Here is a 26,433-nt window from a genome sequence, read left to right on the forward strand (position 1 = left end):
CCCGAGCGCTGCCGCTGCAACCTCGTCCGCGGTCTTTTACTGAAAACAAAAAGCCCACGGTGAAGTGGGCTTGCGTGAGGCAGATTGGTGTCTCAGGTGGCCTGTGCGCTGACCAGTTCGCGGATCGACGCAATCGCTTCATCGGCGGCGCTGCGCGCCAGATCGATGTTGCCCTTGGTCGCTTGCGCGCGGATCTGCGTTTTGGCCTTCAGGCGCAAGGTGCGCAGAGCCAGCAGGTGATCGGTAAGTTGCTCGGCTTTACCGAGGATCTGCTCCGCAGCCTGTTTCGCCGTGCGACCTTTGACTACCCACGCAGCGATCGACAGCGGTACTTCTTTTTTCGGGTAACCAGCGTCCTGATAAACCTGGGCGTCGGCGGCAGCCTGGGCGTATTCCATGGCTTTGAGCGGGTCGCCGGCCAGTGCCGTGCGAGCGTTGTCGGCGGCTGCATCGACTTTGGTGCACAGGTGTTCAGTTTCCTGCTCGTCCAGAACACGTTTTTTATCAGCGCTCAGTACCCACTGTTCGCCATCCCAGTCGTGGGCAGTTGAAGGCTGGGGAACACGTAACTCGCCATCGAACTGGTGAAGTTCTTGAATAACGATCATCGAATAAGCTCCCACGAAAGCTGGACGTTCACGGCGTCAGAAAAGTTGATCGCGATACCAACGCTGTAGTCGGTGACTGGATGGCTCTTGATGCCCATGCTCAGCAATAATTCGTCACTGTCGGCAACCGATTGTCCAAGGTTGTGCTCAGCCTGATAGCACTGCCAGAGCGAGCGCAAATTGGCGTGATCGAAACTCGCAGTCAGACTGGAAACCGTAACGTCATTGACGATGTTGTTACTGAACAACACGCACGGTGCAACCGTGGCCGGGTTCCAGCCACCCGGGTTATTGGAGCTGCCGGCGATAATGGGCGACAGAAAGCAATAGTTGCCTCCGGCCCAACCAGTTGACGGAAAGGCAACCGTTGTCACTGCCGTCGACGACGGAGTCGGGTTACCAGCAACCAGACGAGCAGAACGTGCATGAGGATCAAGCGGAAGGAATATTGCCCCAGTGCCGTTGACGGTCTGTGTCCAGGTCAAGCGTGCCCTGTTGTAAATGGTGCGCACCGTAGGCACGGAACCCGGCGCACCGGTCACCACCCACGCCAGGCACATGTCCAGCGCCGTGGATTGGAATCCGCCACCGGTAGCACCGTTGAGTGCCCCTTTCAGTGACTCCGGCACCACGTCGTGGATGCCACCCCTTTGCATGTAGAACGTCAGCACACCACCGATGACCTGCGCACGCAGAAAGTAATGGCTGCTGGGCAGAAGATCCGCACTGCTCCAGGACGAAGTCACGAAAGTGCGTGAACGCCCCAATTGGCCGCTCACCACTTCCTGGCCAAGGCTGATAAACGTACCGGCAGAAATCGAAACTCTGCCACCGCTGGTGGATGCCGCAGCCGGACTGACTGGCAAACGACCATCGGAGGTGGCGACCGTCGGCAGCGGCAATGCCACTAAAGGCAAAGCCAGATCCTGATTCCAGCCCTTGGATGTTACGGACTGAATCGCCTGCAACAACTGATCGTATTTGTTTTCATCCGGCGCCAGATCCCCGGCCCTGATCACGTTAATGATTTCCTGCGTGACACTGTTGCCCCACTCCGCCGGAATCAACGAGCCCGGCGTTCCCATCAGCGGGTTCTCATCGACAAACTTCCCGTTCACCAACCCGGCGCTGGGCACACTGTTCGGATAATCCATCCCATCACTCCCTAGTCATAGTTGATGTGCACTTTGGTGTGCGCTGGCGCACTGCGGTGGATCAGGCATTCCAGCGCCGAGCCCGGGTTTACGCCGAAGCGTTCGCCCCAGTAACTCGCCCCGAAACGTCGACCCAGCAGCAGCCGACCGCCGGTGTTGAGCGTCCACATGAACTGCGCTTCCCAGGTGCCGAAATGTGCCGAACCGAAACGCGCACGGCCCATGCGTGGGGCCTCGTGTTCGGTGATGCTGGCGTTGGGGTAGCCCTGGCTTTTGGCGATTTCGAGGTAGTAACCGACGGCCTGACTGCCGACCGCGAGCAAGCGCCGGCGAACGGCGAGACGGCGGTCGTCGAACAGCGGCTCCGCGCCAAGGCAAGGGTCGGGCAAGTTCATCACCCGCTCCCAGTCCGGCACCAATTCACTGACGCCGGCCGGGTCCATTTCGTTGAGCAGGTCGGCGGCGCGGGCGTCGAGGCGCGCCAGTTCGACGGCGACGCCTTGCAGCACTTCTTCAAGCTCCGGAACCCGCTCCGGGTCCCATGCGGGACCTGATGGCAGCAATGCGCGAAGTTGCGCCTGATATTGCGCGGCGGTTCTTATGCCCCCCATACGCAACCTCCAAACGTCAGCAGTTCACTCTGGGCGGCGGGCACATCGGCGGCCGGTGCGGTGAGCGTGTGATCGAATTCGCCGCCAGCACTGCTGATCGCTTCGCGGATGTGGCTGATCAGCAACGGCACGCCGAGATCGGCTTCACGGTTGTGCAAGTCGCGCAACTGCGCTTCGACGGCGGCACGTACGGCGGTGGTGTCGGGATTGACGCTTTTGAAGCGATAGATCACAGGCACCTGAATCGGCTTCTGCACATGCACTTCGGCGGTGACCGGGCGCAGCGGTTCGATGTAGTCCTGAACCTCTGCCAGTTGCTCGTCGTTGGGCACCGGTTGCGGATCTTCATCACGCATGATGAACACCGTCACCGTACCCGGACCGAGCAAACCGCCACGGCACCAGGCGCGGGTTACGCCGGGCACTTCCAGCGCCCAGGTCTCGTAGTCATTGGCCGAGCCGCCGTGCGGGATGACGCGATAGGAACGGATCACCCGCGAGCGCAGCGACTCGAGACTTTCCCGCGCCACGCCACCGCTGAGTCCCGGCGTCAGGACCACAAAACTGTTGCCAACGATGCCGGCAATCGGCTGCACCGGGGTCAATGCCAGACCGGCATCGGCGTTACCCAAACTGCCGGCATCCAGCGCGGCAATGGTCGTGGTGTTGATGCCATTGGCGGTGGTGCGCGCCGTGGTCACTTTGTAGGTGCGACCGTCGTTCGTTTGCAGCAGCGTGTCCACGTCCAGCACTGCGCCGGCCGTTGCTGTAAAACTGACGCTGCCGCTGGCCACTTGCGCGGGTTTGCGCGGCTGGTTCAGACGCAGGGCGGCGATGCGTTCCAGGGTCGACTCGTCGGCCTTGTCCGGAAGGATCTGCTCGGCGATCCAGTCTAGATAACCGTACAGGCCATAAGCGGCACCGCCCAAAGTGCGGGCCAGCACTTGCGCATCGGACTGGCGCAGCGAATCGCCGGCCAGGTCGCTTTGGGTGCGCTTGATCAGCACCGGCAGCGAAGGGGTTTCAAACGGCATAGATCACCTGCCAACTGTTATCGGGGTTGATGTCCAGACGCTCACCGTCGGCCAGGGTCAGGACCGTGCGCAGGTTCAGGCGCTGGGCGTCGAGGCGTTCGCTGATGATGTCGATGGCGCTGCAATGGCCGTCGTCGATAAGCCATTGCAAGGCTTCGCGGGCATAAAACTCGGCGTCCATCTGGGTCTGTCGGGTCAATTTGACCCGGCGCAACTGCCACAGGCGTGAGCCGATGCGATCGTCGGCAACGGTAGGAAAAGTGTCGCCCCACCAGCCGTAGCGCTCTTCGTCGTCGAGGGCGTCGTCATCGGCGGCGCGGCGCCAGCTAAACAGGCTGATGAGCACGGCGCGGGTCAGCGCGGCGTGGAGGTTCTGGCTGATAAACATCACTGGCCTCCTGCCGGTGCGCCGGTCTGGCCGTTGCCGGCCTGCACGCCTACGTGCACGTGTTTGATCTGGCTGATGCCGCCGGCAAGCTGATCGCCGGTGGACACGATCTTGCCGGTCTGGTTGATCACCGGCGTATCGAAGTTCACAGCGGTACTGGCGCGGATGTTCAGCGTGGCGGTTTCGATGTCGATGATCCGCCCACGCTTGAAATGGATTTTGTCGCCCTCGTCGGTGTAGATCGCCACCTCGCCGCTGGCCAGCGATTGCAAGCGATAGCGGCGATCGGCGACCACCAGGGCGATAGCGTGGGAACGGTCACCGCCCAGAAATGTGACGACACCTTCGGCGCCCACCAGCGGGTTGCTGGTGAAGCCGTAAGGTTCGAAGTGTTCGAGGTCATCGTTGACTTCGCCGGCGGTGAGGCGCATTTGCAGCGATTGCAGCTTGGTTGCCGAATTGGCGAGCACGACAGTGCCGCGCGCCAGGAGGCGTGTCAGTAGGCTCATTTTGGGTTCCTGTGAGAACGGGGCCGACGCCAAAAGATCGCAGCCTTCGGCAGCTCCTACAGCTGTATATCGGGCCCCTGTAGGAGCTGCCGAAGGCTGCGATCTTTTGAGGGGCTATGAGGTCTTTTGGGGGGGCGAAGGATCAGGATCGAAGGTATGCGGCGGCGCAACCTGCAGGGTTGTCACCGAGCCCTGTGCCGACAACGCGTACGTCACTTTGGAGATCAGCATGTCGCCATCGAAACCGAGCACCGGATCCTTGACCTTCACCAGCGTGTTGTGACGCCACAGATCGCCGTTGGCCTGCCGCCAGCCCTGCACCTGATAGGTGGTGGTTTGCGCCCGCCCCATGCGGGTGGCGCTTTCCCATTGGGCACGTTGTTGCGCCAGCTCAAACGTCAGCGCGGTGCCTTCGTTGATGATCGTAGTGCGTCGACGTTTGAAGCTCAGGTCGGCCGCCGTCGATTCAACTTCGCTGACGGCCGCCCCGCTCTTCTTGTCAGAGCCTTTTTGCTGACCGATCACCCGGTATTCGGAGAACACCTGGCTGTAATCCATCGCCGCGTTGGCCGACAAGATGTTCTTGCCCAACTCCAGCGCATCGCTGGCGCGCCCGCCACTGCCGGGCTTGGCCAGTACCAGCCGGCCTTGCTCGTCATCGGTGGAAAACACCCGGAACAACGAGAGCAAACGGTCGATCGACTGGAACACCGTTTCACCCGGCACAATCGTGTGCTTGGCCAGCCGCGAGGTCTCGGGAATTTCGTTGACCACCGTCAGCGAATACTCCATCGCCAACGCCTGGACGATGCTCAGCAACGGTTGCTCCTGCCATTGATTGGGCCGATTGGTGGCGGCGCAATCGACCAGGTCCTGAGTCTTGGAACTGCCCTCGACACTCAGGCTGATCTGCCGACCATCGTAGGTAATGGGCGCCTTGAACACGTAACCGGTGAGGACCAGATCCTTGCCGATCTTCACTTCGCACGGGTCGCCGGGCTTGATCCGCTGATCAACCACCTGCCCCGGCCATTGCCAGGTGATGTCGAGTTTGAAGGTGCGAAACTGGCGCTCCAGATCAGCCGTGATTTGCACGCTTTTCCAGCCGCCGTACTCCATGTCGTTGACTATCAACGTAACGCGGTTGTCCATCTCGCTCATGGTTCACTCCCCGGAGACTTTCACGTCGTTGGGCGAGAAGCCCGGATGAGATATCCCGTTACGCTGAGTCACTTCGGTCACCCGAGTTGCATCGCCAAATTGCTTGTAGGCCACGACCACCGCCGGAAAGCTCTCCTGAAAGGATTTGTTGACTTGCCGCACACCGGACGACGCCACAGCCTTGAGATGCGCAATCAGCGCCTCTTTCACATCGCTGATGGCCTGGAAGTGCGCGGGGTCGGCCTTGTCCAGCATTGGATTGATCGCCACGGCCACGGCGTCACGCAGAGCCTGCATGTCGTCACTGACCGGGACTTCCTGCCGGGCCACCGGGCTCGTCGCCTGTTGGCCTACCGATGGCGTCGATTGCAGCTTGACCGGGGTGGTCGCTACCGGCATCGATGCCACCCATTGCGCAACTTTGACCAGCATTGTGTCCTGCACCAGATCCGCCATGGCTTGCGCCGCCGCGGTGGTGTCCTTGCCGGTGGTGATCTTCGGTGCATCGGCCTTGCGGATGGCTTCGAGTTGTTGCGACACGTCGGCAATCACGCCACGGTAGCCCTCCTTCGCGAACGCCTTCAGCTCCTTGATATCGCCGAGCAAACCCTTGAACTCCGCGGCCACTTCCTTGGGCAGTTCCTTGACGGCTTTGACCAGTTCGGTGATCTGTTTGTATTGCTCGATCAGCGGTTTGAGCTGTTCCTTGATCACCTCATAAACCCCGGTCAGGCTGTTGCGCAGATTGGCGATACCGATCCGCGCAGCCTTGATCAAGGTCATCGCCTGTTCGAAGCGTGCCACCGCAGAACCGAGCAAAGTGTCGGCCTTGGCCAGCAAGACTTTCTGCGTACTGACGGTTGCCGTCGGAAACGGCAACGGCTGATCGGGATAGAACTTCAGCGCGAACGTAACCAACCCACCGTCCTGGCGGGTGTGGGTCATGTCGCACTCGCCAACCTTGACTTGCACGCGTCCGAGCCATGGATGCACCAGCTCACCGCTGCCCGCCTCCAGCGCCTTGAGCAGCTTGTCGCGCTGCTCCAGGCAATCGGCACCGACGATAAATGCCGTCAGATCGTGGGTCTTGGCCTGCTGGCCGAGGTCCTCGAAAAACGGCAGGTCACGCTGCGGATACTCGTGCAACTGACCTTTGCGACCGACCGGGGTTTTCGCCTGATCGATCCAGAACCCGACACCGCGAAAGGATGCCGGCAACAAGCGGTCACGCCAGTTCATTGGAACCTCCTGCCGACAGTGAGCGATAGCCGATGCGCGACGACAGCGCCAGGCCCGGTTGATTGGTTTGCGGTTGATCGGTGCGCAGCCCGGCCGGCGCGTTTTCGAAACGCACGGTGAGGCCGCCCTCGAGTTGCGTGCGGTTGTTGGCGGCGCTTTGCTGGATCAGCGTGTTGGAGGTTTGCGACAGTGAGCCGGCCTGCATGGCCGGTTTTTCCGGCGTAGTGTCGGGTGCCGCCAACGGGCTCGGTGACGACTCCACGGTGCCTTTGAAAAACACCGGCGCCAGTTCGCCTTTACCTTCAGCGTTGGTCTTCAACTGGGCTTGAGTGAAAACATCCACCCTGGCCTTGGCATCAGCGATCAGCTCGCCGAAACCGCCGTTGAAAAACGCCTTGATCGGTGCGATGGCGTCCTGAAACTTCTGCGCCCACTTTTCGATCCAGGCGGTAACGGGTGCCCAGTTCTCGATGATTTTTTCCAGCGGTGACCAGCCCAGTTGCTCGCGAATTACCGCGTACATCGCCACAAACGGCAGCTTGATGTAATCCCAGATCGCGGTGAACACACCGACCACCCCGCCCCAGACTGCCTGGATCACTTCCAGCGGCGACCAATCAAAGAAGCCTTGCAGGAAAGTCTGCACAGGCACCGAGACCGCTCTGAGCAAATCCCAGATCGAAGAGAACAGCCCGACCAATGGCCCCCAGTTATTCACGATCAGCCCATGAGGCGAATAGTTGAACCAGGTCTTGAAGAACTCCATCACCGGCGCCGCGACAGCCTTGACGCCCTCCCACAACGCCGCGAAAAACGCTGTGACCGGTCCCCAGTTACTGATCAATTGCCCCAACGGGGTGTAACCGAACATCGTCTTGAAAAACTCGGCCATCGGAATGACAACCGGCGCAATTTTCTGCCAGAGCCCGATGAAAAACGTCGAGACCGGTTTCCAGTTGGCCACGATCAAACCGGCAGCCAAGGCAATGCCAGCGGCAATCAGCATGATCGGGTTAGCCTTCATCACCATGCTCATCACGTCGAACACCTGGGTCGCACCGGTCACAGCGGTTTGCATCGCCGAGAACGCGATAGCCCCCGCCGCCAGTCCTTCGACCAGTTGCGGGTTGTCGGCGAGGATACCGCTGACCTGGGTGAGCATCGGCTCAAGTCCGACGACCAATGCACCGACAGCGGGCACCAGCGCGGCATCGATTGCGCCCGTGACCTTTTCCATCGACGCACTGAACACGTTCATGTTCTGCGCAGCGACTTTCGGTGCGGCGGGCAGGTCGACGGTTTTTGCCGTCGCGCTGACCTCGGTCAACTTTCCCTGAAACGCCACCGCCGACTTGATCCCGTCCACGAACGGCGTAATCACGCTGCCGCCCTTGAACAGACCACTGACGTCCAGTTTGCCGAGGCCGGTCTGCTCGAGGTTTTTCTTGAAGCTCTCGACATTGGCCCGAAGGGCGCCGAGTTTGGGCGATAGTTCATCGATGCCCGTGATCAGCACCGGAGTTTTCACTTTCTTTTCTTCGTCTGCCATCACTGCACCTGCTGCATCGCATTGATCCGTTGCGCGTGCTCCAGCGATTCGCGGAGCACATCCAGTGGCCTGGCCATCATCTGTTCGGGGTCAACCTTCCAGAACCAGGCCAGGTCATAGGCGACTGCGATCAGGTCGGTGATGGCGCCGACGCCGCACTCATGAAAAAACTCGCAACAGCCCAGCTCAGCGCATTGAGGTCAGCCAGATCCAACTGGTTGACCGACGACGGCGGAATGCCGGCGCACACGGCGATGTATTTGGCCGCGACATCCATGTCGAGGCTGACCTCTTCGCTCTTGTCGATCTTGTACGGCAACGCCTTGATCGCTCGCACTTCCTGCACCGTCGGACGGCGCAGGACGAGTTCGGTCAGGGGCTCGCCGTGAGCTTCGATCGCAACTTGAAGCTTCACGGCGCCGCTCATTGCCAGGTCCCCTTGATGCCTTCGAATTTCAGTTCGATGGTGGCGTCATCGCCTTTGGAGACTGGTTCTTCGACCAGGTAAGCTCCGGCCAGCACATAGACTTTGCCGTTGCTGAATTCGCAGGTGACGGTGATATCGGTGCCTTCGATCAGCTTCTTCAGCGGGAAGTCGGCGGTGTGCAGCGCGGTCACTTTGAACGACGGTGCGATGTCGGTTTCCTTGTAGAAACCGGGTACGACGGTTTCGCGTTTGACCGCCATCAACGGGGCTTCACAGCCGCCATTGATAGTCAGTTGTGCGCCGTCGACCTTGACGTAGCAAGTGCCTGCAATCAGTTGACCCATGGTGTTACTCCCTTCAATAAAAAAGCCCACGCAAGGTGGGCTGAATGCTTGACGTCGAACGCTGCGATCAAGCCGCGTCGTCGTATTGCAGGCGGAATTGGTTGAGCAGTGCGAACACGCGCAGACCGTTGATGTAATCCGGCGGGAACAGCACGTTCACGCGGCTCGGGTCCTGCACGTCGCGCTCGACGATCAGGTGCTCGGCGAACAGTTCGGCGTTCTCCACGTGGCCTTCGAGTTCGAGCTTGGCGTACTGGGCGATCAACTCACCGCGGATGGTGCTCGGGGTGACGATTGGCTGGCCGGCGCCGAAACGGGTGCCGTCGGAAGCCAGTTTGTGCCGGCCGTACTTGCTGGTGATCACGCTTTGCAGACGACGCACGATGAACGCCGACTGGTGCATGGTTTCGCTGTCCAGGTAGGAGTTGTCAGCCTGGCCGTAAGCGTTTTTCTGGTAGGTGGTGATCGAGCGCTGAATGCGCACGTAGCCGCCTTCGTAGTACGCGGTGGCGATGCCGTAGTTGAGCAGCGACTGACGCTCGGTCAGGGTGAAGCGCTCGCTCGCCGGCGCCGGATCGACACCCGGCAGGCTGCCGCTTTGCGTCGGACGGCTGGCGTCGGCGGAGATGAACACCGAGGTGCGTGCAGCCAGTGCGGCGGCTTGTACCCAGACCGGTTGCGGAACGCCCGGTTCCAGCGCCTGAATGGTCATGTGCTGATCGTTGCGCGCCTGACCTGCAGCGACCAGAGTGCCGACGGTGCCGCGTTTGGCGCTGTAGACGTGACCGAACAGTTGCTTGGCCCACGACCAGCGACCGGTGCTGTCATCCATGACGGCTTGCCAGGTGTTGAGGGTGGCCAGATCCGACCACGGCAGTGCGATGAACTCGAATGGCTCGTCGCCCAGTGCCGCGACAGCAGCGATCTGATCGGGCACGCCGGCGCCGCCGGTCATGGCGGTGATTGTGCTGGTCAGGCCGGCCGGGGTTTCTTCGCCGTTGCTCTTGCCCAGGCGATTGAATTGCAGGCTGATGTCATTGCCGCTGTCGCCAGTCCATTTGGCAGACAGGGTGACCACACCTTCGGCCGCTGCAGCACTCACCGGGAGATCGGCACTGGCGTTGATTTTCTGCGCCAGCGCAGTGGCTGCCTGAGCAGCGGTTGCACCGTTGACCACGGTGGCTTGCACACGCACGCCGCCGACATACAAGTTGAGCAGACCCGCCTGAGTCGCGGTGCCGGTCAGGGTCAGCACGCCTTTGGCGACGGCGCCTTCAGCGTTGTGCAGCGGCAGGCACCAGATCTCGCCGATCGGGTCAGCCTTGCGGAAGGTCTCGTACATCGAGGCGAGCATCGAGCCCTGACCACCAATGCTTTTCGCCAGTGCAATGCTGGAGACCAGCACCAGTTTGCCGACCTCGCTCGGGGCGACGTTATCGTTGACCTGAGCGACGATCAAACGGCGCATGGTCGAGCTCGCGCTATTGGCGGCCGAGTTGTCCATTTCGGCATAGAACAGCGGTACACGAATGTCCGCGGGGATGTTGCTGAATCCGATCGCCATTATTTGGCTCCCTGTGGTTTAGCCGCTTTTGCGGTTTTGAGTGTGATATCGCCGTCGGCCAGACGCCGGCGCCACCAGGCGCTGTCCAGCACTTCACGGCCTTCGAGGGGCAGCAGATCGCCCGCCTCCGGGTCAGGTACGGCGCGGCCAGCGGCCGGCAGCACGATGATGCGATTGCTCATGGGGTTACCTCAGAAGAGAAAGTCAGTTCCACGCGCCCATCGGGGCCCGGGCGTTTCAGGTTGGGGTCGGCGGGGTCGATCGCATCGACTCGCACGGTGGCCCCGGTAAAGGACGACAAACCGTCCAGTTCACGTTCGTGCCAGCTCTGCGCAGGTTGACCGGGCAGGTTGCGACCGAGCTGGAACTCGGCAAAAAAGCGCAACCGGTAAAACGCGCGGCTGCTGTTGATCGAGACCATTTCGCCGCCGTCATAAACGATGGCGTTGTAGTCGTTGTCAGGCTTGAACCCCACCAGCGCGCGCCACAGTTCGCCGCGCAGGTCGTGCAACAGATCCAGCGCTTTTGTAGCGTCGGTGGCATCAAGCACGAGGACGATTTCAAAGCAGTCGCGGATCGGTTGAGTGATGAGGTTTTGTGCGGTGCTGCTACTGGCCACATCGGCCAGTGGCAGCACGTGGGCCGAAGGTGTCGGCAGATCGGGATTGCCTTGCAGCAATGCCAGATCGACGCCTACCGCAATGTGACTGGCCAGGCTGGGGCATTGCGCACGCAACTGCGTGAGGATCGGGGTGATCTTCATGAGGGTGTCCAGAGTCGAGTGAAATGCGGTCTGCAGAACACTGCAAGAACCTGTGGGAGCGGGCTTGCCCGCGATGGCGGTGTGTCAGCCAGCATCTCTTTCGAATGTGCCGGCCTCTTCGCGGGCAAGCCCGCTCCCACAGAAATCTCCATCTCTGCGAGAAAGGTGTTAATCAGTCCTTGTCTTCAGCTTTGGGATCGAGGCAAGTCGCATCAATCAAACAGCGATAGCTGTTCTCGCGATTGCCGCTGGCAGTGACCTTGTCGATCGACCAGCGCCCACGCATGAAGTCCGGCCATGTGTCGTCGAGCAGCACAAGGCCTTCGGCAGCCAGCCTTGGATCACCCGGGCAGGTGATTTTCACCTTGTACTTGTGCCGCAACATCTTGCGCACTTCGCCTTCGCCGACGGCGATGGCATCCGCTTCATTGGATTGCTTCTGGCGGATAGTCTTGAACGGTGCAAGCCCCGTTTCGATCCAGCGCAATACGCCTGTAGCCGCATCCACAAAACAGGTTTTGCAGCCCTTGGCCTGTTCGCGGGCGGATTCCTCCAGCGTGGCGCTGATGAAGGCATGATCGCCGGGACGATTGTCGTGGGTGACCGACAACGTCACATCCTGCAGTTTCTGCCCCGAGATTGATTTGATCTGACCGGGTCGCGCCAGCACATATGCATCACCGTACGGTTTGGCGACCAGGTTGTACTTCTTCGCCAGCCGCGTCAGAAAGCCCATGTCGGTTTCATTGGACTGGTCAACGTGGGCGATCTTGATCAACGAGACATCCCCTGCAACACGCGATGAAAAACCGTGTTGCGACACCAGTTTGCTAAACAGTTGACCGAGCGTCGTCGGTCCATGACTGGCGGTGCGGCGCTGCTTGAAGCCAGTTTCATCATCCTTGCTGAACGGCGCTGCCGTGGCCACCAGGGTCAGGCGAAACGGAAACAGCGTCGGCGTCAGGCGAGTGACTTTGAACTGGCCCTTGTCGACCATTTCCTCCATTTCCAGGTAACCCACCAGCAGGCCGATTTTCCCGCCGAGGTTCGGCAGCCCTTCGAGGCCTTCCAGATCAATGGTCAGGGTCAGTTGATCCGACTCGATACCGGCCGCATCGATGTGTTCCCAACTGATCAGACGCTGGTTGAGCAGATCCGCGTTTGCGCCATAAATCTGAACGACCGGGGTAAAACCCAGTGCCATACAACCTCCTTAATCCCAGGCCGTAAGCGCTTTGATCGCGACGGGTTTGCTGTCGAGTTCAGGCAGCACGATCCAGATGCCCGCGGGCAGGACCGGACCGTGCTCGGCCAGGGTCGGGTTGAGTTTCCACAGCGCCTCTTCGGCGGCGTCATCGCTGCGACCGGTTTCGCGGTAGAGCAGCAGATTCACCGAATCACCGGCCACGCTTCGAACCTTACGCATTGTTGAACTCCGATAATCCGAGGGTCCACTTGATCACCATCGCGGTGCCGTCATCGATGACCTCGCTCTGGTTTTCATCGATGCTGTTGATCCGCCACAGGCCCCAGTTACGACCGATACCGTCAATCAACGGCAGCGGCACCCGCAGGGCCTGAAGCGCACGCAACTCATCGAGCCGCTCCATGGCGACGGCGTACATCGAGGTGCCGCTGATGGTCAGGGTTTCCGGCTTTTGCCCGGTCTGGCTGGACTTGGGTTTACTGGTGAGGATTGGCAGTTCCGTCCAGCCGCCATCGGATTTTCGCGCCAGCGTGCTGTAGGCGAAGTTTCGCGACAGGCCGAAGATGAAACTGCCCAGTGCCATTTGTTGTTTCATCAGGCGACTCCATCGGTGAGGGCTGCGTCACGGCGGGTGGCGAGGGGGTTGGTCGGCATGATCTGGCCCAACTGGCTCATCGTCGTTTGCACCACCAGATTGGCCAGTGTCTGAGCGCTGGCCTGATCCTGCCCATTGATGTGAATGGTCGAGTTGAGCGTGACAGGCTGATTCGCGACGGTGGCCGCAGGCGTCGCCGCGACTGCGGTCAGTTCTTTACTGACCTGCGCAGGTGAATCAAGCCGATCGACTTGAGCCCCTAGCTTGTCGCCCAGCGAAGCACCGATCTCAGCGCCGGCCATGCTTCCGAGCCAACCGCCGACCATGGTGCCCACACCCGGCAGAATCAAAGTGCCGATCGCCGCTCCGATGGCTGCGCCGGCAGAAGCCCCGGCCAACGAGGCGCCGGACGACACCACCGAGCGGGTGTCCCCTTTCATCACGCCAGTGACCATTTCATAACCGGCGCTGAGCAGGCGCAGTGGTGGTGCTTTTTTGGCGACTAACCTGCCTGCCTTGGCGTAGGACCCTGACAACGGTGCTGCGCGCATTGAACTGGCGCTCGATGAACCGGCGAATGCCGTCATGCTGCCGGGCCAGGGTCCGGGTGCGCTGATCACAGGTCTGGGAGCAACAAAATCGCCGGGGCTCAGCAAGGGCCGATTGGCGTCCTTGCCTTGAATCCTGGAGTTGATGCGGACCCGGCGAGGTCTCAGTCCACCCCGTCTGCCGGAGGTCCCTGTGGAGCCCGGCTTATCCGTTGAACGTTTGTCCTTGGGGGCTTTGGATGTGTCAGGGGAGGTGTCGGGGGAGGTGTCAGGCTTGATATCGGCAACATCGACATCGGCGATCCACTTGCCAAGCCCCGAGGGTAATCTGGCCGCCGCGGACTTCACAAGCTTTCCCGTAAAGTTGTCAAACGCCTTGGCCAGCAATGCCCCCACCATCGACGTAATGCCCGCCGCCGCAAGTGCCAGGGCCGTCGCTACTTTCGGATTCGCTTCGGCTTTGTCCGCCATCAAGTTCATGCTGGCGGTGAGCCAATCCGGCATTTGCACATTCGGGGCCACGGCTTTCGTCAGCCGAATTTTGCTGGCTTCATATGCGTCCGGGCTTTGTTGTACGCTGCCCCCTGCCGCATCAGCTGACCTTTGCACCGCACCCTTGTATTGCGGCTCAAGGCTTTGCGTCGGTCCTTGGAGAGGAAGCGGTGAGAACGCCTTTCCGTCAGCCGATGGTAGTGCCATCAACTGATGTAAGCCCTCACTACCGCCGGATAACTTCTTCAGCAACTCGGTCTGTGGATCGAGCGGTTTTTTAGCCGTCAGCAGTGCAAACGTCTGGCCGACGTCCTGCGGTTTTTCCAGCAGTTTGCTTACGCCTTCATCGCCGTTGAACAGCGTTTTGAGCAGTGCGGCCTGTTGGCTGGCCGGCTGTTTCTTCAGCGCCTCCAAAGTCCTGAAAAGGGTTTGCGGCACATCATCGGTCAGTTTGTCTGGCTGAAGTCCAAGTGTTGCCCAGGCCGCGCGCTCCTCAGCGGAGCCTTTGGCGCCCTTCGCCAGCGCCGCGCTAATACTTTTCACCGAGGCGCTGGCAGTTGCCTTGTCCACATCAGCATTGAGCAGAGAGGCTGCCAGTGCGGCCAATTGCTCAGGCGCAATACCCGCTGCAACGCCCGCTTCGCCGGAACTCTGCACCACTGAGCCGATATCGGCTGCCGTTGCTTTCAGCGAGTGTTTCCCGAGATGACTGGTGGCATCGGCCAGATTCTGACTTTGTGCACGATCCAGTTTGAGCGAGGTTCGCCATGCGGCCAGCATTTCCCCTGCAGCCTTGAGTTCAATGCCAAACGCTGTCGCATTCGTCGCGGCATCGCGACCGAAATCAAGCAGTTCCTTTTCCTTCGCGTCGCCTGTGAGATTGGCGCCAACACCAGACTTGCCGGCTGCATACTCAACCTCGGCCAGGCTTACAGCGGTAGCGCCACTGCCGGCCATCGACTTTTCGCTGGCCAGTTCACGGTTGGCATTCTCCATGCTCTTGAGGTCGCTGCTCATCCCTGGCACTTGCTTGAGTCTGGCCATGGCCGTCTGAAGTGCCATGGCTGGCTGCATAGATGCGCGGGGTGGACGCTGCTCGATTGCAGCCGTGAGTTTTGACTTCGGCTCACTCGCCGCAACGGCTGCTGGAGCCGCTAAATTGAACTTCGCAAGCGATTGCAGCGCGGCCATAACATCCCGCAGTCTGACCTGTTCCTTGATCAGCAGCCGAATATCCTGGCTCGCCGTCAAGACCGCCAACTTCAGTTCCGCCAGAGGTCTGGCCAGCGCATCGATTACCAACTGCCCACTTGCCGGGCCCGTGGCGTTATACCCTGCGCCGCCATTCATGGTGGTCAGCACGAGCGCATATTTGCTCTCTGCCATGCCGCTCTACTCCTGTTTCACGCCAAGGCGAGTGATCGCTATGTCGTAGCGGCGCAACGCCTTTTCGGCGTCCCATTCCAGAATTTCCGCCTCACTTACCGGGTAAATGAGCGGGACGATATCGAGGATTACTTCGATGTCGCGTTCCGAAAGTAGGCCGCCGGCTGGTTTAAAAAATCGTCTATGCGCACCTGCAACTGAGTCCAGTCAGGGACGGTCAACTGGGCCAGATCGGGGATCATCAGGCCGGTGCAATGGGCGGTGATGAATTCGGCGCGTTCCTTGGCCGTTTTCAGTTTCTTCATCACTTTGGTGGCGCGCAGTACTGGCATTTCCAGGCTCAGCGAGGTGACTGTGCGACCGGTGATGGCGAGCGGTTGCAGCAACTGCACCTGGTCGGGATCGGCGGATTTTTCCGCGTCTTCGACCTGGTCGAGAAAGTGCGACGCCGGACGGGTCGACATTTCGTGCACGTACTGAGCGATGCTCACAAAGTCCGGGCGCTTGAGCTGGTCGAGTTCCTTGACCGAGAGCCCGGTGGCCAGCAGCGCCAGTTCGAAGAACTGATCGTCTTCGTCATCGCCGGCACGTTCCAGCGCGTCTTTCTGCGCGGCGTAGAACAGCGGCTTGAGCTGGATCGTCTCGATCTGCGAGCCGTCGTCACCGGTAATCGGCGACAACAGGTCATGCTTGGGTGGCATCCACGACATGAATGAATTCCTTGGTGATTCTTGGGGGGTGTAACCATTCCCTTGTAGGAGTGAGCCTGCTCGCGATAGCGGTGTTTCAGTCACATCGATATTGCATGTGCTGGCCTCATCGCGAGCAGGCTCACTCCTACAGGTTTTTGCGGTGTCGGGAGGGGTTACGGCATCAACACCGCACGCCGCGCATCACCGAGGATGTCGACGCCGTTGAGCACAAACTTCTGCGTGCGCACGTCGATGTCGATCACCGGTACGCCGTTTTCCAGACGGTTGTAGGTGCGGCAGGACAACTCCAGGTTGGTCTTGGGTTTTTCGCCCATTTTCACCGCAGTTTCCTCAAGGGATTTCAGCTTGCCGCCGACGGTGTGGTAGGTGAACCAGGTGTTGCCATCCTGATCCTGACCGGCTTCACGCACGTTCAGCAGAATGTCGTCGCCAAGGTTCACACCCAGCGCCAGCATCACCTCTGTACCCATGCCTTGCAGGGTCAGCTTGGCGTTGAGGGCTTTGCCACCCTTGACCATTTCTTCAACAATGAAGCGGCCGCCGCGCATTTCTTCCACGTCGAATTCGATCTTCGGCGGAGTAAATTCTTCCACGGTCGCCGACAGCGGGAGGCCTTGCAGAGTGGCCGCGATGGCCTGGCGATTACGGTTGGTAAACATTAGAGAACGTCCTCCAGGAACTGCTCGATGATTTCATCGCGGGCGTTGAGTTGATAAACCATGTGTTCGTTCGGCGCGTAGCGGCCGTAGTCGATGACCACGTACCAGGTGCCGTTCTTGTACTTCTCGACGCTGTTGAGTTCCGGGTGCAGATACACGCTGCCGCCTGGAATGGTTTCGTCGGCGACCAGGGTTTGCAGCCAGTCGTTGATGCGCTTGACCTCTTGATCCATGAAGGACTTGGTCAGGTTCTTGGCCATGGCTTTCTGGCCAGCCTTCACCAACTTGCGGCTGATTGCATCTTCAAGCCCGACGTAGCTGATGAACTTGCCGGTGATCGAACGGTTACCCAGCAGCGAGAAGCCGCCGAGCACGGTGCGGGCGTAGTAGCTGACGCCGTAGCGGTTGAGCAGATCGCCTTCGGTGGAGGTGTCGAGGATGTTGTATTCGACGACTCGCGAGACGTCTTCGGCGTAGGTCACCTGGTTGCCCGGGCTCTCCCACTGCTTGACCTTGGCCAGCGCGGCGATCGCCAGGCTGGAAGGCGACAGGAAGACGTTTTTCTTCGCCGCTTTGGAGTAAACGGCGGGCATGTTGTGCACCACCAGGCAACGGTCGAAACCGAGGTCGGCGCCGCCGAGTTCCTGGCTGTACAGAACCTGGTCAGCGACCGAAGCGTCTTTGCCGTCCAGCACCACACGGGCCTTGATGCGCTTGCCGAACGAGGCGAACTCGCTGGCCACCGCTTTGGTGCCGGTGAAGCCCGGCGCGCCGATGATGGTCAGGTCTTCCGGGACACTGCCCAGCGCCGCCAGACCGAGCTTGCGGCCGGTCGCCGGCTCGACGCCGCCGATCACTGCGTTAACGGTATCGGGCGGGGTCGCACCCGCTTCGACGATCACGACATACACCGGCACCTTGACCACTTTGAGGATCTGGTAGACCGCGTGATACAGCGTGCCCTCTTCCGAACCGGTCGGATCAAGCAGTGCATGGGTGGTGAAGCTGTTGATGCGGAACGGTGCGTTACGCGGAATCAGCGGATCAGCCTTCGGCGCGGTGCCGACTAGACCGATGACGTTGTCACCCAGGCCACCCATGGCCTCGGGGGATTCAGTGGCATTGACGGTAATGCCGTTGTGCTCGAAGTTCAGAACCTCAGCCATGTTTAGTCAGCCTTCTTGGCAGCGGCCTTTATGGCCTGAGTGGAGGGTGTTTTCAGTTCAAGTCGACCAGCGATGTGCAACGCACTCGCCTCGACGTCGAGCAGATCAAGGTCTTGACCGATGCTCGACCAGTGACCACCCCCGGTGGGGAATGGGACGAGCACGGTGTAGGTTTGGCGGGTTGCCATTTTTCGTTTCTCCATGAACGGGAAAGCCCCTCGGGGAGGGGCTTTGGCGGGTGTTGGTTTTTTTTGGCGGATAAGAAAACGCCCCGGGGTTCGGGGCGTTTATGGATGCGCGGAGACCGGCGTGTCCGTGGAAGAATCGGGCCAGCCGTCCACGAGCATTTGGTCTGTGTAAGTACCGGACTCAAATGCACTCAACAGGTCCAGCTCTCTGTCAAAACAGGCTTGGACGTGAGCCCGGACAGATCTGGCAATGTTCAGAATTTGCGCTGCGTCGAGCTGGACAAACCCATCCAGCGTTTTAAAGTTGCATCGGTACTCCGGGTCGAGAATCGCTGACAGTCCGGTACTGGCAATAAGTGCCTGACTGTCGCGAGTTGTTTCTATATTCAATCCCTCTACAGCGATACCGTGTGTTTCATGCAAGAACCGCGTTTGCGCGAACAGTTCGGGGTAATTCGGCTCCGCTATTGCGAAGGGTACTTTTACGACCTGTCCATCTAACAGCCTCCACTCACCCGTTTGATCGGTTCTGGTGGCGAGAAAAACTTCATCGCTCAGTTCGACCGCTTGTTCAGGAATGACTGAGTGAAGGGCCGAGTCATAACGTCCGGTCAACTCACCGGTTTCACTAAATGTTGCGAACTTCATAGCTAACCCTCGACTGGTTCTCTGCCTCAACGGCCGATAGCCAGAAAATAAAATTGTGCCGGGGTGGGGCCAATGTTGCGAATGGTCACGTTTGCCTTACTCTGAGCTCGAACCTGACCGATATAGGTCGAGCTCGTCGGCGCATCCACTGCAGCATTGGGATAAGTCGTAAACACTGCTGGCACAAACAACGGGAACGCTACCGGAAAGGCCTGGAGGTAATTTGCGCCGGATGCGATTGCGTTCGTCATACCCCACTGAATGATCAAACCTCCGAGCCACGTCGGAAATACAACGTAGCTACTGCCCAAGTTCTCAGAAATGCCAATTGAAAATCCCCAACGCATTTTTTTGGGAGTGACTACGGCTTTGTCATCAGTGCCCGCGTCTGCCTGGGCTTGGGTGGCGATTTTTGCTGTGCCCTGATTCAGTTCAGTCGCTTGCTGCGCCATTACAGCCAACGCAGCCAGGTCGATGTTTCCCTGATTGACAGACGCGTTCCAGGCTTTGATGCACCAAACGACAGCAATGTTGCGTGGACGTGTTTCAGAAGAGGTACGCGCTACCTTGGAGGCATCAAACGTAACGGCGTGATAAGCGTTTTTTTGGCTAACGGGATTCGGCGCAGTGTTCAGATTACTTTTTTCAAACGCACCACTTGCCGACGTGATGTCAAGATAGCCGTCAAAGACACCGGTTATATTTTGCAAAGTGTCAATTTGGTAACTGCCGACCGCGCGGTTACTGTCGACACCCCGCCCATGATCCCAACCACGCAAGAACTCCCCACGCGTCTCAGGCAAGCGGAAATTCCCAACACCCTCATCCCCCTTATTAAACTTGCCGCCCAAATAAGCGCTCAAGTCTGGGTAAGTCGCACTGCTCTTGACGCTGTTATCCAGCTCCAGAAAACCCGGCGGTGGTGCATCAACCGGGAACGCAACTATCGAACCCACCGGCAACGCCGACGCCTTGGCAATCAACGCTTCAACTTCAGCCTTGGTGTACGAATCCTTAATACCGAACCCGGCCAGCGTTTCGGGATTGGCACCAGCCGTCGCCCGGCCGTATTCGTCAACGGTCAGACTCTTGTAAGTGCCGGCAGCAATTCCGGTGCGCCCGGCCAGCATCTTGAAGGTCAGTGCAGTGGTGCCGAGTGTGATCGGTGCGTTAGTGGTCAAGTGCCAAAGCGAATCACCGTTCGCCGTGCCCTCCTCCACCATCACCGTCAGGCCCGGCGTGACTTTGGCACTGGTGCTGGCATCGTTCGCTCGAACCCAGTCACCGTTGGCAGCAATCCATAGGCCGTTGTCCTTGGCCAAAGTCTGGTTCGCCAGCAACACGCGATCACCGGCAATTACCGCCACACCGTCAATCTGCTGCGCGCCTTTCATCACCACGTTGCCAGTTGCAGCGATGCGTACCGATTGCTTGCCATCAAGTTTGCCGAGTTCTTCGGCCAGATAACTCATGACCCACGCACGCGTCGCCTTCACCACCGTGTCATCAATCAACAATGTCACCAGCGACGCGTTACTGGTCTCGAAAATCGAGCGGATGTAGAACTCTTTACCCGACCCCGAGTTGGCCAGAACCGGTTTGAACGACTCCGGATATTTGACGATGGCGTAGAGAACGCCAGTGTCCGTCCACAGCCCCGCTTCCCGCACATACCAACCGCCAACATCCGGCGGAATGGTCACTTCAGCGAGCAGCCAGCTAGGATTTTTCTCGTCCTGGAACAGCGCATTGAGCGGCCCGCGCCAGACTTCGCGTTTCAGCGAGGTGGCGGTTGCGGCCGGGTTGTAGACCCCGCCCTCGCCGCCGTCACCGACGGAAATCTGTGTCAACTTGATCGGCGTGCCCGCGGCCTTGCACGCCGTTTCGTAGGCAATCCCTGCGTTGGTGAGCAGGGTGTAATAGTCAGCCATTCAGGCCCCCTGAGGATAAATAGTGGATGTTTCGACGGTGTACATGCCGGCAGCCATGAACGCCTCTCCCGAGGTTTCGAGCCCTTCGATGAACACCGGATAAACCGTGGTCAGTTCGCCGCAGAAGGTCGCGGCGCCGATGTAATGGCTGCCGAATGCGCTCAACCCGACCGACACCGACAGAATGTCCCGTTCGCTCTTGGCATCCGCCAGACGGCGGTCGAGACGAGCGTCGATTGCTGCGCTGTAGGGTTGGTCGCTGAAGGCGCGCACGGAAAAACTGTACGGCGCGCCGGGCGGTGTCTGTTCGTACCAGGCGCGAATTTCCGGGCGCAGTTGCAAACCCTTGGCGGCGTTCTCCAGCGCTTTGCGTGTGCCGGCCTGGCGCGCGGTGGGCCAGGCGAGTTCGACGGTCAGGCGCTTTTCCGCTTCCGGTGCAGTCGTGCTCCATTCAGCGACGCCACGATCGGCTGCCAGATACGGCAGGAATGCGACAGGCGTTTCGCTCGGATTCATCAATTCGGGAAACGGCGGCGCGATGCGATCAAGCAGTGCGCCGAAGCCAAGATCCAGCCCTCGCTCCAGTGCCGAACTGTTCGCCGGCAGCAACGTCGGGCGCTGAGTCTGATCGCTCATATAGTCAGCACCTCGACTTCGACCGCCGTGCAGTACGGCGCTTCAAACGCGCTGGTGATGATCGAATCCACCGGCTCAAGAATTTGCAGTTGCACGGCGCCGGCACTGTGCAACGTGTAGTCGATCCAGCTCGGATCGACCCGCCCTTCAAGGCGATGACAACTGTCGGCGTAGGCCTGCAATTGTTGTTGCGCAGCGACTTGGGTCAGGCCCGAATCGGGGCCAGAGTTGATCTTGGCGACGACACGGATTTTGTAGCGCTGAATGTCGGCAGCCTTGACCGTGACCCGATCTGTTTCCGGGCGGACATCGGGCCGGGCAAAGTGTTGGCGAACGCCATTGAGCAATGCCTCGGAAGGCGTGCCGTCACCGTCGCGGGAAAGCACAGTGACCTGCACTTCGCCGGGCGCTGTGCGGCGGCCGTTGCCATCCTTGACCTTCGCGGCGAGGCCGTCGGGGTTGAACGTGTAGGTAACGTTCACCACGCCGGCATCGGACGACTCGACTTTCACTGTCGGCCGCTCGCCGAGGGTGAACACTTCGCGGCGATACTGCATCCGCGAACCCGCCGCCGGGGCATGGGGCGCGAGGTAATAACGCAGCCGCGCATCGTCGTCGCTTTCATAAATCGCCGGCACCGCCGGGAAGGCTGCCGGATCGCCCGGATCGAGCAACTGCCGCTCCAGGCCCATGTCGGCCAGCCGTGCATCGAGATTGCTGCCGGTCGCCCACCACGCCAGCATCTGCTTGATGCGGGCGTTGTATTTGCGTTCGTGGGTTTGCAGCCGGACGCAAAACGCTTCAAGCGCAAGCGTCAGCAATTCGCTTTCGTTTTCCAGGCTGCTCTTGAGTTTTGCTGCGCTGTCCGGTGCTCGGGCGCCGACGTATTCGACGACAAAGGTCTTGAACTCGGCGAGCAGGTCTTCGAAGGCTTCGACGGTGATCAGCGAAGGTTCGGCCAATTGGTTCTGGCCGGGGATCAACATGCTCATGTCACTACCTCGAAAGTCTGTTGACGGTTTTTCCAGGTGCCGGCGAAACGCAGCAACAGGCCGGCGCCCTGACGGCTGGCGACAATCACTTGCGGCTGAAAATCATCGATGCCGTTTTGCTTGTTGTAGAACGCCTGCGCCGCGTGGCTCTGGGCCAGAAGCAGGACGTCGTCACCGAGGTTCTGCCCCAGCAGCGTGGGGATCAGCGAGCCATAGAGGGGCCTTTTTTGCCGAGTGCCCAGCGGCGTGGTCAGGGCCCGGGTCGCGCGCTGCACAAACTGCAGCCAGTCGTCGACCGTGGCCCCGCTGTCTCTATCGATTCCGATCATGGGAGGCTCTTAGATCAGGGGCTTATGACACGGCCCTGGTGATCCACCAATGGGCCGCTGAAGTGAACGCCCGAAGCGTCGATGGTCAGGCCGACGGCGCCCAGTTGCAGGTTGATCACCTGCGGGGTCAGCGTCAGTCGCGCCGGGCCGATGCTCAGTTCAAGCGATTCACGAGACCCGTTGAAAGCCGCCGGGCCGTTAAGCCAATTCAGCGTGTGCGTGGCGTCGTCGTAAGCGCTTTCGCTGCCGTCCTGATGCACGCGGCGCGTCAGCGTCGGTATGGTCGAGGTGGGCGGAAAACGATCACTGTTCAAGCCGAACAACGCCACGCTCTGCGCGCCGCTTTCACCGCTGCCGTAATTGAACAGCAGGCACTGCTCACCCACCGTCGGTATCCGCGATTCGCTTTGAGCGCCAGCGCTGGGGTTGAAGAACTTGATCGATGGCGTAAGCAATCCACCGTGGCTGACCTTGCAGGTGTTGCTCGCGGCGTCGACTTCCTGACAGACGCCGATGCGGCAGAAACTTTCGGCACGTCGGTGCAGGTCTTCGATCTCCGCTTCCATCTCGGCCAGCCGTTCGATGATCGGGCCCAGCTGCATGCGCAGTAATGCGTCGAACATCGGTCAGGCCTCCAGCGTGGTGTATTGGTCGGGGTCGTCGATGTTGCTGACCTCCCAGGTGCGGGCGAATTTCGGGATGCCGAGCGGGTCGTCGAGCAAGGTCGGACCGAGGTAAAGAGTCTGGTTGAATGACAACGTCCAGGCTTTGTATGGCTGCTCTGTGCGGATGAGCAATGACGGCAAGCCATCGATGTTCATCGGCAGATCGCATTGATCGCCGGGCAGGTTCCAGCGGTTGTCGGTGATCAGGTTTTTCAACACGGCAATCAGATCGCAGGCTGCAAAAGCACTCGCGGAAAGCGCCGGGATGACTTGCAGTGACAACGTCAACACATGGGCAATACGCCCGTTGGCTGCGCGCTCTCCCGGTGCATTACGTTCGATGTCGATCAGTACCCAGGCTTGTTCGCCGGGTGCAGTGAAATCGTCGTGATTGCCGACATTGATATTGAGCGCGGCGGTGTTGCGCAGCGTCGTCGCGATGGCTGTAAACAGTTGCGACGGCTGCTGGATCGGTGTGGGCATGCATGACCTCCTTTTCAATCGTCCACGCGCAGCCCTGCCGCCAAAATGGCGGCACGGAGAAACACTCAGGTTAAGGCTGGTCGCGCGGCGGAACTTCGCAGACGCCGATGCGCTTGGCGGCCCAGCGCTCGTATAGACCGATGGCCACGTCGGCGCCGGCCATGGCGGTCAGGCAACCGAACGCGCCGGCGGCCCAGATCGACAACCCTGCGGCATACAGCAGCATGATCGCCGACACGCCGCAGATCATGCAGGCGCCGGAGCGCAGGGCCAGGCGCCGCAGCAGTGACCAGCCACGGGCGCCCTCTTTGTCGGCGCGCCACATTTCGCCGGACACCCCGCCCACTACGGCAAGGAGGATGACCAGCCAGATCGGCATTTCCGCCAACGCTTGTTGCTCGCTTGTCATGTCACGCCTCCTGGGAGTGATTTATTCGCTTTTTATGTCCGTTCAAACGATATCTCTGAAAGCGGGCATTCCAAGAATGCCCGCCGAAGTACAAGTTAAGTTGTGACCACACCGATATTGTCGCTGAAAGCAAAGATAGCTTTAGTACTTGCTCGATCTTCGATCATCTGACTGAACACAATTTTGCAGACGCGACTAAAAAAGTCGCGCCATTGCATGATGCAATCTCGATGTTGGATTTTCCCAAGGGGGTGGATTAGAAGGGAGCAACTGGCCAGTTGATTGTATAGGGATAGCCAGGTTGGTTTTTAATCTCACTGACTGCGATGCAATACTGCTTATATGCAAGCAGCAGTTCGGTCTCGGAAGTGCTGGCAACACCCAGGTCGAGTTTGTATTGAAGAGGATTGACCGTCAGCCAGCTAGCGGCCTGAGTCAGTAGCTGGCGTACTCGAATATCAAGGACGACGACGTTATCTTGGTAGGTCAGCTCAGTGAACACCCAGCCATTGCCAACGTAATTACCCTTCCAGCCCACTTGAACCGGAGTGTCGATAGAGACCTCTACCCAATAACCAGACGGCCCTGGAGGCGTAAACTGTGGCGACTCCTCTGCATCCACAATTTGTACCGCGCGGGTAAAGGGCGGGCTGTACGCGTCAATAAATACGTATCGATTCATCATGTTTCCTTACTACGAAGTTTCAATAAATGTTGTTTTCATTTCTGCCAACCTTGCGTTAACCGCGATTGGGACAAACGCCAATTTCGACAGGTAGGCATTCCAAAAAGCCCGGCCATTGGCCGGGCTTTTCAGTAATGCGCTCCTTCGCCTTCCTTTAATTCCTGTGTTCAAAAAAGGAAGCTGACTTTTCGGCGCTACTGGCGCGGTACGAGTCCATTAAGATTGTTTTTCCGACCGCGGTCCCTGCCCGCCGGATAACTGCTTCTGGTGCTTTACGCTGCACACCCGGGTCAGTTGCCAACCCTCTGAACCGTTAAGGCCGGTTCATCGCTGCCTGTTCTTGTGGAACTAAAGAGCTTTCGTTTCCAGCCGCTTTGTCGAGCGGCTTGGTGGCAATAATATGCATGGATGCATATACAGTCAATGCATTGATGCATTTATTTATGCGCAATAAATGCACGCACGCATGAACGCCGCATAGATCAAGGCTCCGAGGGTTTTTAACGGGCGAAAAAAAACCCGCCGATGGCGGGTTTCATCTGAAAGCGGTGTGATTACCGGGCGTACATGCCCCACCAGAAGACGTGCCCAAGGATGACGATCTGCTCCTCCTGGATTTCCTGGAAGCTGTAGTCCTCGTCCGGATGCTCGTCACGATTGAAGCTGCGCAGTCGAATGCCGGTAGGCAAGCGATAGAGCTGCTTCACCCGCAACTGGCCGTTGTGGTTGATCGCGTACAGATCACCATCAATGATGTCGCCGATGCCGCACTTGCCCGCGTTGACACCCACGGTGGCGCCGTCACGCAACACCGGCAACATGCTGTTGCCACGCACGGTCACGCATTTGGCCTGGTCGAACTGCACACCGTTATGGCGCAGGCTACGCTTGCCGAAGCGCAGGCTAGAGCGCTCGCTCTCTTCGATGACGAATCTTCCTGATCCTGCTGCCAATTCAACCTCGCGAAGAAACGGCACCGACACCTCGTCGTCATCGACAGGTGTGTCGTCGTCCCACAGCATTATGTCCTTGAGTTCTGCGTGTACTTCACCGCGACCGGCACCCGCCGACGGCGCGACATCCGCGCGCCCGCGCAACTGATCGGTGCTCACGGCGAAGTACTCGGCGATCTTCGAAATATGTTTATCCGAAGGATCGACGATCTTCCCGCTGAGAATCCGCGAGAGAGTGGATTGAGGCACGCCGGTGCGACGGTGGAGCTCCGTGGGGGAGATCCCGTGCTGATCGAGCAGTGCTCTTAAGACGGAGGATACGTTGCGTTTTTGCATAACGCGCATATTGCTTGAAGTTATTCGCGAAGACAAATGCTGATTTGCATAATCAATGCAT

General features: G+C 59.6%; 32 protein-coding genes. All 32 read right to left on the reverse strand.

The features are described from left to right. Positions 1–92: 92 nt before the first annotated feature. Positions 93–608 (reverse strand): phage tail protein, encoded by a 516-nt coding sequence (locus ICA15_RS05880; RefSeq protein ID WP_210553859.1) that lies wholly within the window; start codon positions 606–608, stop codon positions 93–95. Continuing rightward, the gene (locus ICA15_RS05885) at positions 605–1,762 is read right to left on the reverse strand and encodes a phage tail protein (RefSeq protein WP_210553860.1); all 1,158 of its coding nucleotides are present in this window, start codon (positions 1,760–1,762) and stop codon (positions 605–607) included. Before ICA15_RS05885 ends, ICA15_RS05880 begins: the two co-directional genes overlap by 4 nt. 11 nt (positions 1,763–1,773) lie before the next feature. Beyond that, a complete protein-coding gene (locus ICA15_RS05890) occupies positions 1,774–2,373 on the reverse strand; it encodes a YmfQ family protein (protein WP_115146408.1) in 600 nt (199 codons plus the stop codon). After that, entirely contained in the window at positions 2,361–3,407 is a 1,047-nt protein-coding gene (locus tag ICA15_RS05895) for a baseplate J/gp47 family protein (RefSeq protein ID WP_210553861.1), read from the reverse strand. The genes ICA15_RS05890 and ICA15_RS05895 overlap by 13 nt, the downstream gene beginning before the upstream one ends. Next, positions 3,397–3,795, reverse strand: coding sequence for a phage GP46 family protein (locus ICA15_RS05900; RefSeq protein WP_150618079.1), 399 nt, complete (start codon positions 3,793–3,795; stop codon positions 3,397–3,399). The genes ICA15_RS05895 and ICA15_RS05900 overlap by 11 nt, the downstream gene beginning before the upstream one ends. Continuing rightward, a complete protein-coding gene (locus ICA15_RS05905; protein ID WP_210553862.1) occupies positions 3,795–4,304 on the reverse strand; it encodes a phage baseplate assembly protein V in 510 nt (169 codons plus the stop codon). Before ICA15_RS05905 ends, ICA15_RS05900 begins: the two co-directional genes overlap by 1 nt. A 114-nt stretch (positions 4,305–4,418) precedes the next feature. Beyond that, positions 4,419–5,465 carry a phage baseplate assembly protein gene (locus ICA15_RS05910; protein WP_210553863.1) on the reverse strand — a complete coding sequence of 349 codons (1,047 nt, stop codon included), beginning with the start codon at positions 5,463–5,465 and terminating at the stop codon, positions 4,419–4,421. A 3-nt stretch (positions 5,466–5,468) separates the two neighbouring features. Next, a complete protein-coding gene (locus ICA15_RS05915; RefSeq protein WP_210553864.1) occupies positions 5,469–6,704 on the reverse strand; it encodes a DNA circularization protein in 1,236 nt (411 codons plus the stop codon). After that, on the reverse strand, positions 6,691–8,253 hold the full coding sequence (locus ICA15_RS05920; protein ID WP_210553865.1) for a phage tail protein: 1,563 nt from the start codon (positions 8,251–8,253) through the stop codon (positions 6,691–6,693). Before ICA15_RS05920 ends, ICA15_RS05915 begins: the two co-directional genes overlap by 14 nt. A 130-nt stretch (positions 8,254–8,383) precedes the next feature. Continuing rightward, positions 8,384–8,680 (reverse strand): phage tail assembly protein, encoded by a 297-nt coding sequence (locus ICA15_RS05925; RefSeq protein ID WP_007908778.1) that lies wholly within the window; start codon positions 8,678–8,680, stop codon positions 8,384–8,386. Continuing rightward, positions 8,677–9,024, reverse strand: a complete 348-nt coding sequence (locus ICA15_RS05930; protein WP_007908779.1) for a phage tail tube protein — start codon at positions 9,022–9,024, stop codon at positions 8,677–8,679. Before ICA15_RS05930 ends, ICA15_RS05925 begins: the two co-directional genes overlap by 4 nt. A gap of 67 nt (positions 9,025–9,091) precedes the next feature. Continuing rightward, positions 9,092–10,588: a phage tail sheath subtilisin-like domain-containing protein gene (locus ICA15_RS05935; RefSeq protein ID WP_210553866.1), complete on the reverse strand. Its 1,497-nt coding sequence runs from the start codon at positions 10,586–10,588 to the stop codon at positions 9,092–9,094. After that, complete coding sequence (locus ICA15_RS05940) at positions 10,588–10,770, reverse strand: DUF2635 domain-containing protein (protein ID WP_210553867.1); 183 nt, start codon at positions 10,768–10,770, stop codon at positions 10,588–10,590. The genes ICA15_RS05935 and ICA15_RS05940 overlap by 1 nt, the downstream gene beginning before the upstream one ends. Then, positions 10,767–11,351 (reverse strand): hypothetical protein, encoded by a 585-nt coding sequence (locus ICA15_RS05945; protein ID WP_210553868.1) that lies wholly within the window; start codon positions 11,349–11,351, stop codon positions 10,767–10,769. The genes ICA15_RS05940 and ICA15_RS05945 overlap by 4 nt, the downstream gene beginning before the upstream one ends. A gap of 172 nt (positions 11,352–11,523) precedes the next feature. Continuing rightward, positions 11,524–12,555, reverse strand: coding sequence for a phage late control D family protein (locus ICA15_RS05950; protein ID WP_210553869.1), 1,032 nt, complete (start codon positions 12,553–12,555; stop codon positions 11,524–11,526). A 9-nt stretch (positions 12,556–12,564) separates the two neighbouring features. Continuing rightward, on the reverse strand, positions 12,565–12,777 hold the full coding sequence (locus ICA15_RS05955) for a tail protein X (protein WP_210553870.1): 213 nt from the start codon (positions 12,775–12,777) through the stop codon (positions 12,565–12,567). Further along, entirely contained in the window at positions 12,770–13,153 is a 384-nt protein-coding gene (locus ICA15_RS05960; protein WP_150618087.1) for a phage tail protein, read from the reverse strand. The genes ICA15_RS05955 and ICA15_RS05960 overlap by 8 nt, the downstream gene beginning before the upstream one ends. After that, a complete protein-coding gene (locus tag ICA15_RS05965; protein ID WP_210553871.1) occupies positions 13,153–15,579 on the reverse strand; it encodes a phage tail tape measure protein in 2,427 nt (808 codons plus the stop codon). Before ICA15_RS05965 ends, ICA15_RS05960 begins: the two co-directional genes overlap by 1 nt. Before the next feature lie 128 nt (positions 15,580–15,707). After that, positions 15,708–16,289, reverse strand: coding sequence for a phage tail assembly protein (locus ICA15_RS05970; protein WP_210553872.1), 582 nt, complete (start codon positions 16,287–16,289; stop codon positions 15,708–15,710). 155 nt (positions 16,290–16,444) lie between these two features. After that, the gene (locus ICA15_RS05975; protein WP_047299932.1) at positions 16,445–16,951 is read right to left on the reverse strand and encodes a phage major tail tube protein; all 507 of its coding nucleotides are present in this window, start codon (positions 16,949–16,951) and stop codon (positions 16,445–16,447) included. Then, positions 16,951–18,117, reverse strand: a complete 1,167-nt coding sequence (locus tag ICA15_RS05980) for a phage tail protein (protein WP_210553873.1) — start codon at positions 18,115–18,117, stop codon at positions 16,951–16,953. Before ICA15_RS05980 ends, ICA15_RS05975 begins: the two co-directional genes overlap by 1 nt. A gap of 2 nt (positions 18,118–18,119) precedes the next feature. Beyond that, positions 18,120–18,305, reverse strand: coding sequence for a hypothetical protein (locus ICA15_RS05985; RefSeq protein WP_210553874.1), 186 nt, complete (start codon positions 18,303–18,305; stop codon positions 18,120–18,122). 99 nt (positions 18,306–18,404) lie between these two features. Then, positions 18,405–18,953, reverse strand: a complete 549-nt coding sequence (locus ICA15_RS05990; protein WP_210553875.1) for a DUF4376 domain-containing protein — start codon at positions 18,951–18,953, stop codon at positions 18,405–18,407. 26 nt (positions 18,954–18,979) lie between these two features. After that, the gene (locus ICA15_RS05995) at positions 18,980–20,884 is read right to left on the reverse strand and encodes a phage tail protein (protein ID WP_210553876.1); all 1,905 of its coding nucleotides are present in this window, start codon (positions 20,882–20,884) and stop codon (positions 18,980–18,982) included. Then, positions 20,885–21,520 (reverse strand): phage tail protein I, encoded by a 636-nt coding sequence (locus ICA15_RS06000; RefSeq protein WP_210553877.1) that lies wholly within the window; start codon positions 21,518–21,520, stop codon positions 20,885–20,887. Next, positions 21,517–22,512 carry a baseplate J/gp47 family protein gene (locus tag ICA15_RS06005; RefSeq protein ID WP_210553878.1) on the reverse strand — a complete coding sequence of 332 codons (996 nt, stop codon included), beginning with the start codon at positions 22,510–22,512 and terminating at the stop codon, positions 21,517–21,519. Before ICA15_RS06005 ends, ICA15_RS06000 begins: the two co-directional genes overlap by 4 nt. Continuing rightward, on the reverse strand, positions 22,509–22,841 hold the full coding sequence (locus ICA15_RS06010) for a phage baseplate protein (protein WP_016985063.1): 333 nt from the start codon (positions 22,839–22,841) through the stop codon (positions 22,509–22,511). Before ICA15_RS06010 ends, ICA15_RS06005 begins: the two co-directional genes overlap by 4 nt. Positions 22,842–22,855: 14 nt before the next feature. Continuing rightward, on the reverse strand, positions 22,856–23,464 hold the full coding sequence (locus tag ICA15_RS06015) for a phage baseplate assembly protein V (RefSeq protein ID WP_150618095.1): 609 nt from the start codon (positions 23,462–23,464) through the stop codon (positions 22,856–22,858). A 3-nt stretch (positions 23,465–23,467) separates the two neighbouring features. Next, positions 23,468–23,989, reverse strand: coding sequence for a hypothetical protein (locus ICA15_RS06020; RefSeq protein ID WP_047299924.1), 522 nt, complete (start codon positions 23,987–23,989; stop codon positions 23,468–23,470). Positions 23,990–24,059: 70 nt separating this feature from the next. Then, on the reverse strand, positions 24,060–24,398 hold the full coding sequence (locus tag ICA15_RS06025) for a phage holin family protein (RefSeq protein ID WP_047299923.1): 339 nt from the start codon (positions 24,396–24,398) through the stop codon (positions 24,060–24,062). A 256-nt stretch (positions 24,399–24,654) separates the two neighbouring features. After that, positions 24,655–25,080 (reverse strand): tail fiber assembly protein, encoded by a 426-nt coding sequence (locus ICA15_RS06030; protein ID WP_210553879.1) that lies wholly within the window; start codon positions 25,078–25,080, stop codon positions 24,655–24,657. Between the two features lie 557 nt (positions 25,081–25,637). After that, positions 25,638–26,381 carry a helix-turn-helix transcriptional regulator gene (locus ICA15_RS06035; protein WP_150604695.1) on the reverse strand — a complete coding sequence of 248 codons (744 nt, stop codon included), beginning with the start codon at positions 26,379–26,381 and terminating at the stop codon, positions 25,638–25,640. Positions 26,382–26,433 lie beyond the last annotated feature (52 nt).

Origin of the sequence: Pseudomonas sp. P116, from assembly GCF_020149425.1 — a bacterium.
Classification (GTDB): domain Bacteria; phylum Pseudomonadota; class Gammaproteobacteria; order Pseudomonadales; family Pseudomonadaceae; genus Aquipseudomonas; species Aquipseudomonas anatoliensis.

Coding starts and splice junctions, on each gene's coding strand:
- ICA15_RS05880 (WP_210553859.1), bottom strand. CDS start 608: ATGATCGTTATTCAAGAACTTCACCAGTTCGATGGCGAGTTACGTGTT.
- ICA15_RS05885 (WP_210553860.1), bottom strand. CDS start 1,762: ATGGATTATCCGAACAGTGTGCCCAGCGCCGGGTTGGTGAACGGGAAG.
- ICA15_RS05890 (WP_115146408.1), bottom strand. CDS start 2,373: ATGGGGGGCATAAGAACCGCCGCGCAATATCAGGCGCAACTTCGCGCA.
- ICA15_RS05895 (WP_210553861.1), bottom strand. CDS start 3,407: ATGCCGTTTGAAACCCCTTCGCTGCCGGTGCTGATCAAGCGCACCCAA.
- ICA15_RS05900 (WP_150618079.1), bottom strand. CDS start 3,795: ATGTTTATCAGCCAGAACCTCCACGCCGCGCTGACCCGCGCCGTGCTC.
- ICA15_RS05905 (WP_210553862.1), bottom strand. CDS start 4,304: ATGAGCCTACTGACACGCCTCCTGGCGCGCGGCACTGTCGTGCTCGCC.
- ICA15_RS05910 (WP_210553863.1), bottom strand. CDS start 5,465: ATGAGCGAGATGGACAACCGCGTTACGTTGATAGTCAACGACATGGAG.
- ICA15_RS05915 (WP_210553864.1), bottom strand. CDS start 6,704: ATGAACTGGCGTGACCGCTTGTTGCCGGCATCCTTTCGCGGTGTCGGG.
- ICA15_RS05920 (WP_210553865.1), bottom strand. CDS start 8,253: ATGGCAGACGAAGAAAAGAAAGTGAAAACTCCGGTGCTGATCACGGGC.
- ICA15_RS05925 (WP_007908778.1), bottom strand. CDS start 8,680: ATGAGCGGCGCCGTGAAGCTTCAAGTTGCGATCGAAGCTCACGGCGAG.
- ICA15_RS05930 (WP_007908779.1), bottom strand. CDS start 9,024: ATGGGTCAACTGATTGCAGGCACTTGCTACGTCAAGGTCGACGGCGCA.
- ICA15_RS05935 (WP_210553866.1), bottom strand. CDS start 10,588: ATGGCGATCGGATTCAGCAACATCCCCGCGGACATTCGTGTACCGCTG.
- ICA15_RS05940 (WP_210553867.1), bottom strand. CDS start 10,770: ATGAGCAATCGCATCATCGTGCTGCCGGCCGCTGGCCGCGCCGTACCT.
- ICA15_RS05945 (WP_210553868.1), bottom strand. CDS start 11,351: ATGAAGATCACCCCGATCCTCACGCAGTTGCGTGCGCAATGCCCCAGC.
- ICA15_RS05950 (WP_210553869.1), bottom strand. CDS start 12,555: ATGGCACTGGGTTTTACCCCGGTCGTTCAGATTTATGGCGCAAACGCG.
- ICA15_RS05955 (WP_210553870.1), bottom strand. CDS start 12,777: ATGCGTAAGGTTCGAAGCGTGGCCGGTGATTCGGTGAATCTGCTGCTC.
- ICA15_RS05960 (WP_150618087.1), bottom strand. CDS start 13,153: ATGAAACAACAAATGGCACTGGGCAGTTTCATCTTCGGCCTGTCGCGA.
- ICA15_RS05965 (WP_210553871.1), bottom strand. CDS start 15,579: ATGGCAGAGAGCAAATATGCGCTCGTGCTGACCACCATGAATGGCGGC.
- ICA15_RS05970 (WP_210553872.1), bottom strand. CDS start 16,289: ATGTCGTGGATGCCACCCAAGCATGACCTGTTGTCGCCGATTACCGGT.
- ICA15_RS05975 (WP_047299932.1), bottom strand. CDS start 16,951: ATGTTTACCAACCGTAATCGCCAGGCCATCGCGGCCACTCTGCAAGGC.
- ICA15_RS05980 (WP_210553873.1), bottom strand. CDS start 18,117: ATGGCTGAGGTTCTGAACTTCGAGCACAACGGCATTACCGTCAATGCC.
- ICA15_RS05985 (WP_210553874.1), bottom strand. CDS start 18,305: ATGGCAACCCGCCAAACCTACACCGTGCTCGTCCCATTCCCCACCGGG.
- ICA15_RS05990 (WP_210553875.1), bottom strand. CDS start 18,953: ATGAAGTTCGCAACATTTAGTGAAACCGGTGAGTTGACCGGACGTTAT.
- ICA15_RS05995 (WP_210553876.1), bottom strand. CDS start 20,884: ATGGCTGACTATTACACCCTGCTCACCAACGCAGGGATTGCCTACGAA.
- ICA15_RS06000 (WP_210553877.1), bottom strand. CDS start 21,520: ATGAGCGATCAGACTCAGCGCCCGACGTTGCTGCCGGCGAACAGTTCG.
- ICA15_RS06005 (WP_210553878.1), bottom strand. CDS start 22,512: ATGAGCATGTTGATCCCCGGCCAGAACCAATTGGCCGAACCTTCGCTG.
- ICA15_RS06010 (WP_016985063.1), bottom strand. CDS start 22,841: ATGATCGGAATCGATAGAGACAGCGGGGCCACGGTCGACGACTGGCTG.
- ICA15_RS06015 (WP_150618095.1), bottom strand. CDS start 23,464: ATGTTCGACGCATTACTGCGCATGCAGCTGGGCCCGATCATCGAACGG.
- ICA15_RS06020 (WP_047299924.1), bottom strand. CDS start 23,989: ATGCCCACACCGATCCAGCAGCCGTCGCAACTGTTTACAGCCATCGCG.
- ICA15_RS06025 (WP_047299923.1), bottom strand. CDS start 24,398: ATGACAAGCGAGCAACAAGCGTTGGCGGAAATGCCGATCTGGCTGGTC.
- ICA15_RS06030 (WP_210553879.1), bottom strand. CDS start 25,080: ATGAATCGATACGTATTTATTGACGCGTACAGCCCGCCCTTTACCCGC.
- ICA15_RS06035 (WP_150604695.1), bottom strand. CDS start 26,381: ATGCGCGTTATGCAAAAACGCAACGTATCCTCCGTCTTAAGAGCACTG.